This is a genomic window from Microcoleus sp. Pol12B4 (assembly GCF_036701385.1).
In the GTDB taxonomy this organism is placed as follows: domain Bacteria; phylum Cyanobacteriota; class Cyanobacteriia; order Cyanobacteriales; family Microcoleaceae; genus Microcoleus.
This window is the reverse complement of sequence record NZ_JAUBQR010000234.1, coordinates 1-10,635: the sequence shown is the minus strand read 5'-3', so window position 1 is coordinate 10,635 and position 10,635 is coordinate 1. Positions and strand designations below refer to the sequence as shown.

7 protein-coding genes are annotated in these 10,635 nt (G+C 47.2%); 2 read left to right on the top strand and 5 right to left on the bottom strand.

Annotated elements, in window-relative coordinates; translation table 11 throughout:
- Nucleotides 1–869: tetratricopeptide repeat protein (locus tag QUA38_RS24275; RefSeq protein ID WP_333166432.1), on the bottom strand; the 869-nt coding region annotated here is incomplete at its 3' end.
- Between the two features lie 76 nt (nt 870–945).
- Between QUA38_RS24275 and QUA38_RS24270 the strand changes: the two genes are divergently transcribed.
- Nucleotides 946–1,437, top strand: a complete 492-nt coding sequence (locus QUA38_RS24270; RefSeq protein ID WP_333162416.1) for a WbuC family cupin fold metalloprotein — start codon at nt 946–948, stop codon at nt 1,435–1,437.
- A 195-nt stretch (nt 1,438–1,632) separates the two neighbouring features.
- On the opposite strand, the gene QUA38_RS24265 is transcribed toward QUA38_RS24270, so the two are convergent.
- The 4 genes from QUA38_RS24265 to QUA38_RS24250 all read right to left on the bottom strand — a co-directional run bounded on the left by QUA38_RS24265 (nt 1,633) and on the right by QUA38_RS24250 (nt 9,143).
- Nucleotides 1,633–2,115, bottom strand: a complete 483-nt coding sequence (locus QUA38_RS24265) for a hypothetical protein (RefSeq protein WP_333166430.1) — start codon at nt 2,113–2,115, stop codon at nt 1,633–1,635.
- A gap of 314 nt (nt 2,116–2,429) precedes the next feature.
- Nucleotides 2,430–4,238: a PAS domain-containing sensor histidine kinase gene (locus QUA38_RS24260; protein ID WP_333166428.1), complete on the bottom strand. Its 1,809-nt coding sequence runs from the start codon at nt 4,236–4,238 to the stop codon at nt 2,430–2,432.
- Nucleotides 4,239–4,265: 27 nt separating this feature from the next.
- On the bottom strand, nt 4,266–7,310 hold the full coding sequence (locus QUA38_RS24255) for an MASE1 domain-containing protein (RefSeq protein WP_333166426.1): 3,045 nt from the start codon (nt 7,308–7,310) through the stop codon (nt 4,266–4,268).
- A gap of 201 nt (nt 7,311–7,511) precedes the next feature.
- Nucleotides 7,512–9,143: a serine/threonine-protein kinase gene (locus QUA38_RS24250; RefSeq protein WP_333166424.1), complete on the bottom strand. Its 1,632-nt coding sequence runs from the start codon at nt 9,141–9,143 to the stop codon at nt 7,512–7,514.
- 533 nt (nt 9,144–9,676) lie between these two features.
- Here QUA38_RS24250 and ytpR point away from each other — a divergent pair.
- Nucleotides 9,677–10,635: YtpR family tRNA-binding protein (ytpR, locus tag QUA38_RS24245; RefSeq protein WP_333166422.1), on the top strand; the 959-nt coding region annotated here is incomplete at its 3' end.

Below are 10,635 nucleotides of genomic sequence, written 5' to 3'. Positions count from 1 at the left end.
GCAACGCCTCGGTTGTTCCAAGCATCGGCATAATCGGGTTTGGCTTGAATTGCTTGTTCGTAACAGCCGATCGCCTCCTGGTACTTCTGCAACTCCAACAATACCACGCCTCGATTGTTCCAAGCATCGGGATAATTCGGACGAATTGTAGTAGCTTGTTCGTAAGAGGCGATCGCCTCTGGATACCGCTGCATTCTCGTGAGCACGACTCCTCGGTTGTTCCAAGTATCGGCTAAATCCGGCTGAATTTTCAGGGCCTGATCGTAAGCTGCGATCGCATCTTGATAACGGTTTTCAAAGAAACAAGCATCTCCCTGTTTAGCATAGTCGCCAGCCGTCAATAGCTGTTGGTAATTGCCATAGTTAACCGGAGCAAATTCTTGAATTTGGGCGTCGGGAAATAACAAGTCTGTTTCTGCATCGGCCGGGTGACTTTGGTGTTGAATTTCGCCTAAGATAGTTTCAGCGTCCGAAATTAATAGTTTTAATTGAGAGATTGTATCGTAATGGAGACTTTCAATTTCTTGGCGAGCAATTGTTGTCTGCTTGGACAATTTGCTCAACAGAAACCAAACCCCAACTCCGGCTGCTGTCGGAAACAAAGTTAGGGCAATTACCAGCCCGTTAAGCAGTACCGCCGTGCGCCCAAAAGCAATGTCAACTTCTTCTTGAACTCGATCGCGAATTTCTTCTTTAAGTTGCTGCTGTGAGAATTCCTGCTGAACCCACAGTGCCACCCTCGGTTCAGACGCAGAAACGCTACTGGCGCAGACTAGAATAGTCAAAAGGGCGATCGGGCTAATACTTTTTCTAAAGATACTTGACAAACGCATTGCCTTAGTGATACCCACCTGAGTTGCGATTTCCATGTGTCAAGAGATGCTGATAACGATGATCCCAGACTAGCCCATTTGTTCACAAACTATTAAATACAGGATATCTGTTGTGCAGTCCCCTCCGATCAAATTGCTGACGCAAGAATTGCTAGACGAAGTTGCCGCTTCCTCCCGCCGCAGTCCCCGCCAGCGACAAAATTACAATTTCCATGATTTGTCTGAAAAAGTGCAGCGGTTTGTCAACGTGCTGCAACCAGGCACTTACGTCCGCCCTCACCAACACCTGCGCCCGCCTGCCGTTAACGGTTTTGAGTTTTTTGTGGTGATTCAAGGAGAAGTCGGTATTGTTATTTTGAACGAAAACGGCCAAATCCTGCGCTCCTTGCGAGTCAGCGCGGCAGGCCCGACTCGCGCTGTCGAACTGCCAGAGGGCACTATTCACACGTTAGTAGCTTTGACACAGGATACTGTGATTTTGGAGTTTAAGGAAGGGCCTTACGACGTGGGGGCTGATAAAGACTTTTTGGCAAGTTTTCCTGCTGAGGGAACTGCGGCGGCGCGAGAATTAGTCCTGATTTGGGAAGCGGAATTTAACAGTTGATATCAATTCCGGTTACACCGGAATGATTGTTGACTGTTGACTGTTGACTGTTGACTGTTGAGTGTTAACTGTTAACTGTTGACTGTTGACTGTTGACTGTTGACTGTTAAAAATCTAAAATTTAAAATCGGTTGGCTGTTGACTGTTAAAAATCTAAAATCTAAAATCTAAAATCTAAAATCGATGGGCTGATTACTAATTACTGATGAATCTAATTGTCGTCATCCGATTGTATAAATCCGGGGCGGTGCGAATGATTTTTCTCAGAAGTTCATCCGTCACCCAAAAGACGAGGGGAAACGAAAATTTTTTGCTGAATTCGCTGCATAATAGGTTGGTAGAAACGAGCAATCGATCGATCGTCTCCACTGATTCCAAACCGAGGATCATTAAAGCTGGAGGCTGTTCCCCGTCTATTTCTGCTGCCATTGTCCTGTAGAGAGTTGTCGCCGATTTGGGCAAAAACAGTTGCTGCGGTTTCACGGGACAATTTACTTGCAGCCGATCGACTATTTGCTGCCGCAAAGCCAGCGAGTTGCAGTTGACTAAAACGAAAGAAAAGTAACCTTGGGAAAGACGGAGCGTCCGAATTAAAGTGGATAACGACCGCTCGTTATATTTAGCTGCATCGTCTTTAGCTGTATTTTCTGAGCTTTGCTCGACCAACATAAATTGCATATTTTTTATCTAGTTTTAGAGATTTTCTAGATTAAATGATGTTTCTAAAGAAAATGTGAAGATTGGAAATTTATTTTTCCTTTAAAAACATTTGGGTAACTATACCACGGTTTTAAATTAATATCAATAGTCCCATCGAAATAGTCCGATCGACAGATTTGGCTTGAACCACTCAAAAAGCACCTGCGACGGCACAACACAATGATAGCCACCGCAGAACGAAGAAGCATATTTCGCAAGGGTTTCAGCAATTAATAACGTTCTAAATATCTGGCACAATTTCTAGATTAAATGTAATTTAAAATACAAAAAAATTACCTAAAATTCTCAGCCAGCGGCAAAGTAAACCAAAAACTTGCCCCAGCACCGGGAGTGCTAATTACCCCTATTTGGCCGCCGTGAGCACCAATAATTTGGCGACAAAGATATAGCCCCAAACCCAAACCGACGGAGTGTCGAGATTGATCACCCCTAACGTAAAGGTCAAAAAGATGTTCGCACTGTTCCGGCAATATTCCCGCCCCGTCATCTTCCACGGTACAGTAAATCATTCTACTTCCGGGATTGGAGATTGGTGATTGGGGATTGGTAATGGGGGATTGTGGATTGGTAATGGGGGATTTGTCGATGTCTTGTTTTGCTGTGCTTTGATTTATAGTTAATTTTTCTGCATTGATTACTTGAGCCGAAACAGTTAAATTCAGTCCCGGAAAATTGTGTTTTAAAGCATTAGCAATTAAATTAGAGAAGACTCGCCACAACTGAGTTTTGTCAGCATTCACGGCTGGCAAATCATCTGGCACCAAATTTTTAAAAGTAGCTTTACCCTCATTCATTAAAGGCTCCAAATCTGTCGCAGCAGCTTCAACTATCGCCCTCAAATTAACCGATTCGCAGTGCAGAACCAAACCGCGCAATTCCCCGGCGTGAACTTCCAGCAGCGAATTTATCAAGCGCAATTGCTGCTCGCTACCTTGAATCATCCGCTCCAAAATAGAACGGGGAATTGCGATCGAATCCCCAGTTTTCGTCTGCCAATTTTTCAGCACCATTAACATTCCCGCTACCGGGTTTCGCAAGTCGTGAGAAAGAGCGTGGATAAACAGCCGCAGCGATTCTTGTGCCTGTTTGCGCTGCGTGATATCCTCAATTAAACCCTCATAATAAAGCACGCCGCCGCTGCTATCCCTTACCGCCCGCGCCTTCTCAGAAATCCAGACAATACTGCCGTCACAGCGGTAAATTTTAGATTCAAAATCCGATACTGTGCCGCTTTCCTCGATCGATCGCAAAAACTCATTTCTGCGAGCCGGATCGACGTACAACTGCCGCTCAATATCAGTAAACTTTGCCGTCACTTCTTCCGGGGAATCGCAGCCGTAAATCCGCGCCAAAGCGGGATTTGCAGTAATATAACGGCCATCGGGAGTGCTTTGAAAAATCCCCTCGCCCGCATTCTCAAAAATGCTGCGGTACTTCGCCTCCGCCTCTTCCAACTGCTGGTAAGCAGATTCCAACTCACGCCTGGTACTAAACTCTTTCCGTTGCAGACATTCGTACCAATAAACCGACAAATCGCAAATCAAACAAATCCAAAACAAATATAAGTACAACCCGGTCAACTTAAAAGGAGTATACTTAGCCAAACTTAGATTTAAAACCAAATTTATCCCGACGTGGCAACACAAAACGCCGAGTTGAGAAATCAGGTGGAGGCGCCAGCGGACGGGCATCAGCGTAGCTTGGATCAGAAACGCTAAAATCCAGGTAAAAATTGGTAATTCCCCTGCTTGTGCGACAGCTAGCCCAAGCTGTACAACCACCGTCAGCGACCACGAAAAACCCAAAAATAGCAAACCGGGATAGCGCTGTCCGAAGGAGGTCTTTTGCAACACAAAACAGGTCAACAAACCCAATTCTACAGCAGCGCTCGTGTACAAATAAACGCTTTTAAACTCCTGGCGAGCGAAGAATCTTTCGCCCAGAAAATAGACCGTTATTGTGAAGGCAAAAAAGATGGCAATTCCGACAGCAGGGCGCAGCCGCTCTCGGAGGAAGCGATCGCGCCACACCTCGTAAACCGTTAATGCCTGAACTGATTTTGCATTGCCCAAATAGTTCATACCATTTTAGATTTTAGATTTTAGATTTTAGATTGAGAAAGAGGGCTCGTCCGAGTTGACAGCAGGTAACAAAAACCAGAAAGTCGAACCACCGCCGGGAGTGCTTTCGACGCCAATTTCGCCGCCGTGAGCTTTGATAATTTGCTTGGAGAGGTACAATCCCAAACCCAGCCCTGTTAATTGTCGGCTATTAGGGTCTTGAACGTAAAGTTCAAACAGAGATTCCCGCTGTTTGGCGCTGATTCCCACTCCATTATCTGTTACAGTACAGCGAACCATTTTTACGGTGACTCCGGGCAATTTGCTGCCGCTATTGCCAATTTGACCCTGATAGCGGGGCATTTTGCAACTGCCGTCGATGTTGAATTTGGCCAGGGTTTCCTGATTTTTCTGGGTGGTCTCGCACATCCTAGGACGATCGCCCACAGCAGATATCCCGTTAGCGATACAGCGGGCAAGCGGATTATTGGGCGCTCTTAAAGCCTGTGAATTTTCTTCATAACTTAGCGCTGTTTCAACTGCAATTACCTCCGCTTTAAAAGTTATATTCACTCCCGGAGGATTGTGTTTAATAGCATTAGTCAACAGATTTTCTAGCACCCGCTGCAAGTGTTGTCTATCGGCATTGACTTGTGGCAAATCCGCCGGAATATCCTGAGTCAAAGTTGCTTGATTTTTGGCCAGCATCGGTTCTAAATCGGCAATAATGGCTGAAGCTAAAGGCGGCAAATCCAGCGGTACAGTATTGAGAACAATCCCTTTGACCTCGCTAGCGTGAGCGTCGAGCAGGGCATTAACCATAGTCAACTGGTGTTCGCTGGCCTGAACGATGCGCTGCAAAATCGATCGAGAAACCGGAACATCTTGTAGAGAATCAGAGGCCGATTTGTTGAGCAAATTTTTCAGCAGTATTAACATTCCCATAACTGGAGTGCGGAGATTGTGAGAAACTGCGTGCAAAAATAGGTCTTTCAGGCGGTTGCTTTCTTGCAACTCGTGCATTTTTTGCTGCAGTTGACTGGTGCGTTCCTCCACTTGAGATTCCAAGTTGGCATTGAGAGCTTTTACCTGCTGCAAAAGTTGGGCTTGCTGTAGAGCGATCGCCACTTGGGTAGCGAGTTTTTCCAACAAATCAATTTCAAATTCCTGCCACTGGCGGGGCCCCGAACACTGGTTGACGGCCAAGATCCCGAACAATTCATCCCCTAGGAAGATCGGCACATTTAACGTCGCGCGAATTTGATAGTTGCTGTACAATTGGGCAATTGGAACGCTGAGTTGAACGCTAGCAGTATCGGAGATAGATCGGACGCGGTTGTTAGCATAAAAAGTTTTCTGGCTTTCGAGGTGATCCTCGTCAGCGAGTACCCACCCCAAAAGAGAACGGCATTGGGCATCCACAGACTCGGCCACAACCTTACCGTATACCGGGCTAGGAAGATTTATCCCGTCCGCGTCCACAATACCGATGAAAGCGCGGTCTGTCTTGAAAAATTGCCGGACTTCGGCAACAGTAGTGTTGAGAATTTCTTCGAGATCGAGGGAGTTGCGAATTCGCAGGGCGATTTCGGAGAGCAAGCGATCGCGATCGGAGGACGCCCGCAAAGCGGTTTCCGCGCGGTGGCGTTCGGTAACGTCTTGGACTGTGGCCGCGATCGCCCCTGACTCAATTGCCGACTGTTCGCAGACAGTACGTTCTGAGCCATCTGCCATCACAATTCGGTAGTTAATGCAATAGGCTTGGCGCTCCAACATAGCTTGGCGCTGCGATCGCGCCACCAATTCTCGGTCTTCTGGATGTACAGCTTGCAAAAAAACTTCTGGTGTCGGTTTGACAGTTCCCGGAGCAAAACCCAAGAGGCGGTAAAGTTCGTTTGACCACCGCAATTCGATATTGGATATATGATGTTCTGCGGATTCTTCGCAGTTGTCAGTTGCTGTGAGGGCGGCGCAATTTAAATCCCAATTTCCCAACTGAGCGATGCGCTGAGCGTTGGCTAAACTAGCTTCGCGATCGCGCAGCATGGCAGCCGTGCGGCGCACCTCCACCAGCGCTTGCTGGCGTTCTGCTACCGCGGCGGCCAACATCAGAGCCACAAGGGCGATCGTACCGGTAAAAGCTTGTAAAAATAAAACCGCCTGTTTGAGATTATCGCTTTTGGCCAAAAACGGGCCGCCTCCCTGTACTGCTCCCCAAATCGCGATGTAAGACACGATCGAATAAGCAAAAATCGCTCCCGCCGGTTGAAACCGCAGGGCAGCCCAAACTATTAGAGGAAAAGGCAGATACTCCAGTGGATACTGAGCGATCGCCGCTTGTGTTTTTGAGCAAAAAAACAGCCAGCTCACGCTCAGCAAGAGAGTCAGCCACAGCGCTATTTCTGAATAATTAATAATTAAAAATAATAGATTATAACGGTTTTCAGTTGCAGAAAATATGTGGCTGCGATTAGTAATTGGTAGTTGATTATTCTCTCTGTTAAAAAATGTGATAAAAGATGAAATAATGGGTTTTTTTAGTGGAGATTTAAAATTATTAACGGCGTGCTTTAAAGTCAGCAGCACTGGCGTCACAATCAAAATTCCCATGCCGTCTCCGAGCCACGTAGTCCACCAATTGCGAGAGAAATTGCTCCACTGAGCCCAACCAAAAATGCACGTTCCCAAGTTGCCGAGGATAGAACCGACCAAAGTAGACGCGATGACAGCGCCCGCCACTAAAGCCAGAACATCTCGCAATCGATCGAGTTTGGTAGAAAATCCGCTCCAAGTCAGCAAAGCCTCTCCAGCCAGCGCTTGCAGGGTGACGCTAAAGGCGGATGTGGCAATGACAGCCGACGGTATACCGCCGGTAGAGTTTAACAGCACTGAACCGAGGACAATTCCCGGCCACATCCGTCGCCCTTCCAGTAGCAGTGCTGCTAGAGCAATACCGGCGGGCGGCCACACGGGGGAGGGTTCGGCTTTCACCAGTCCCAGCATCGACGCTGCGAGTTTTCCGGTAACAAAGTAGGCCAGCGCCAGGATGCCGGTGTACAGAAGCGTTCGAGTGCGGGGGTTGAGCAGTTTCATGTTTAGGTGCGATCGAATCCTCCAGTCCTAGTTTTTAATTTAGGCGGCTTTGGGGCGATCGAGCTTCCTCCTGACGACTCACCTGACTGGGGGAGTGGGAAGTTGACTGTTGACTGTTGACTGTTGACTGTTAACTTATGACAACAGCCTACTGCCTACTGCCTACTGCCTACTGCCTACTGACCAATGACTAATGACTACTTAAAATCCAAAACTCCGCTTGCCATCCGGCTTAACAGTAAGCCAATTGGTCTTTGCCATTGCCAGTTGTTCCTCAGAAACTGTAGCGTTCGTAAGATTCGCCCCGCACAAATTTGCTCCCCGCAAATTCGCCTTAGTCAAATAAGCCCCCGTCAAGTCAGCACCTCGGAAATCCGCCCCTTCAAAATTGGCAGTGCTGCAATAAGCCTCAGTCAAATTAGCATCTCGCAAATTCGCCTGAATTAACCTCGCGTGACCCAAATTTGCCCCCGACAAATCCGCTGCTTGCAAATTTGCTTTCACCAACCTAGCCTGATAAAAATTCCCCCCCGCTAACTGCGCTTTTTGCAGTTGCAAACCCGACAGTTCGCAGTCAGCAAAATCACGCTTGCCTTTAAAATATGCCGCTCGCACGCTGTTGGTATCCCACTTAGGAGAAAGTTTCGATAGCTTTGACCCTGCTAAATTGCCACTAGAAGGTCCAACAGTTCCGAAAGTTCTGCCGGACTCAGCCAGAGTCCGGGAAACTCTCGGCTGCATCCCCGTGTTCCCGGATTGGCTGAAGGAAGTTCTACCAGTGCGGGTGTGGTTCGATCGTAAATCTTCATTGATTTTGCTCCTCGCCGGTGACCACGAAGAACCCTCGTCATTAAATATTGTCGGTTCTTCAACTGTACGAGAAGAGGCGTTGAATTGAGTTGCCAAGCCATCCATAAGACTTGGGTCTTCAAATTGGCCCGAGAGAGCTCTGAGGACATCTGCTGCCGATTGGAAGCGATGCCCAACCATCGGCTTCAGCATTTTTTCGAGAATCCGCGCAAAATTAGGACTCACCTGAACGTGGGGCTGCCAAACAATTTCACCGGTTACTCCATCAAAATCTAAATCCTTGGGCGATTTTCCTGTCAGCAAGTACAAGCAAGTCATCCCCACCGCGTAGATGTCGCTGGCAAATATCGGCCGCAGCGCCATTTGTTCCGGGGGGGCAAAACTAAATGTGCCGACTGAAAATTTCGTGTTGGCGCTTTGGTCGGCGGGGTCTAATAATATTGTTTGGCTAACTTGGTCTTTTACCGCTCCGAAGTCAATCAGAACTAAGTGACCGTCTTGAATTCGGCGAATAATATTTGCGGGTTTGATGTCTCGGTGAATTACTCCTTGGCTGTGGATATATTGCACTACTGGCAGAATTTCTAATAGAAAATTTTTAACATCCGATTCGTTGAAACGGCCTGAGTGCTTGACTTCTTGTTTCAAAGTCGAGCCTTTAACATACTCTTGAACTAAGTAGAATTGCTGTTCCGTTTCAAAATAGTCTAGCAGCCTCGGTACTTGCGGGTGGTCGCCCAGTTGGCCGAGGGTTTTTGCCTCTCGCTTAAATAATTCCCGCGCCATTTCTAAAACTCGCGGCGACGAACTACTGGGTCGCAGTTGCTTGACTACACAACTCGGTTGGCCGGGCAATGAGATGTCTTTTGCCAGAAATGTAGCTCCAAAACCTCCTTGTCCTAACGGTTCAATGACTCGGTAGCGAGCGCGCAGCAATAACCGCGCACCGCAAGTCTGACACTGAAGAATAGAGTCAGCAGGATTTTGAGGATGGGGACAGCCCGGATTTACGCAGTAGCTCATATTGATTGAGTTTGCCTATGTTGTTCTGATCTTGTCAGCGTCGCTCGACTGCACAAATAGCCTGTTCCTGCTTCTGGTAGACATACTAATCTATCAGTTTTCGGCAAGCCGTGCGTTCGATCGCGAATTGGAATTGCACCTAAGTCTTTTATGCCGATATCTTTTCCCTATTTTGATTATCTCGCTGGTTTGAGTTTTTTCGGTTGATTATCCTTGAAGATAGTTTAAAGACTTGCTAAAGTTGTGCTTTTTTGTGTAAAGTCTTTCTAAACTTAAGTGCTTTTTGCGTTGTTAGATGTATCTAGCATACCTCATTCTCTGAATGAGAATGCTACTCATCCCCCAGTAGACATCTACCTTTGGGCAGATCCCTCGTTTTTGCTGATGTGTACCATAACAGTATTGACAAATTTAAGTTAATATGCTATGAAAAGCTTTCCCGAATAAATTCTGGGACTCAAAAGTCGTAGCCCGTCGGCGTCGACTAATGACTAATAACTACAGAGCACTGACAACTAACTACTGACTAAATTATGCGTATTTCTCTAAAGTGGCTGCAGGAATTGGTGGATGTGGCGATGTCGCCGGAAGAATTAGCCGAAACCCTGACAATGGCAGGCTTTGAAGTTGAAGAAATTGAAGACCGCCGCCCGTGGGCAAGCGGTGTAGTTTTGGGCAAAATTATCGCCTGCGAACAGCATCCGAATGCAGACAAATTGAGAGTTTGTCAAGTGGATGTCGGCTCTTCAGAAGCTTTGAATATTGTTTGCGGCGCACCCAACGCTAGGGCAGATATTTACGTGCCTGTCGCTGTTGTTGGCACTTATTTATCAACTATTGATTTAAAGATTAAACCTGCTAAATTGCGGGGCGTTCCTTCCGAAGGAATGATTTGCTCTCTGGCGGAATTGGGACTGGCGAAAGAGTCAGCCGGGATTCACATTTTCGATTTAGAAAATCCCGAATTGGGCAGCGATATTCGCCCACTTTTGGGTTTAGACGATGTGATTTTAGATTTGACAGCAACTGCCAACCGTGCTGACGCTTTGAGCATGGTGGGTGTAGCGCGAGAAGTGGCGGCGCTGACTGGGGCGAGTTTGAGAATTCCCGCAGCGAATGGTGTAGCGATTGAGGGCAAAGAAAGTCCTGGTTTGGCAGTAGAAATATCCGAACCGCAAGGATGCCCAATTTACATCGGCACGGCAATTGAAGGTGTGAAAATTGCTGCTTCTCCAGCTTGGTTGCAGCAGCGGTTGCAGGCGGCGGGAGTGCGACCAATTAATAATGTGGTTGACGTAACTAATTACATTTTATTGGAATGGGGACAACCGCTGCACGCTTTCGATTCCGATCGCCTACAATCTTTCACGGGTACTCAAGATATCAGCATCGGCGTCCGCTTTGCCAAAACAGGCGAATCCTTCAAAACTTTGGACGGACAAAACCGCAATTTGCAAGCTCAAAATCTGTTAATTACTGCTAGCGACAAACC

Coding starts and splice junctions, on each gene's coding strand:
- QUA38_RS24265 (WP_333166430.1), bottom strand. CDS start 2,115: ATGCAATTTATGTTGGTCGAGCAAAGCTCAGAAAATACAGCTAAAGAC.
- QUA38_RS24260 (WP_333166428.1), bottom strand. CDS start 4,238: ATGAACTATTTGGGCAATGCAAAATCAGTTCAGGCATTAACGGTTTAC.
- QUA38_RS24255 (WP_333166426.1), bottom strand. CDS start 7,310: ATGAAACTGCTCAACCCCCGCACTCGAACGCTTCTGTACACCGGCATC.
- QUA38_RS24250 (WP_333166424.1), bottom strand. CDS start 9,143: ATGAGCTACTGCGTAAATCCGGGCTGTCCCCATCCTCAAAATCCTGCT.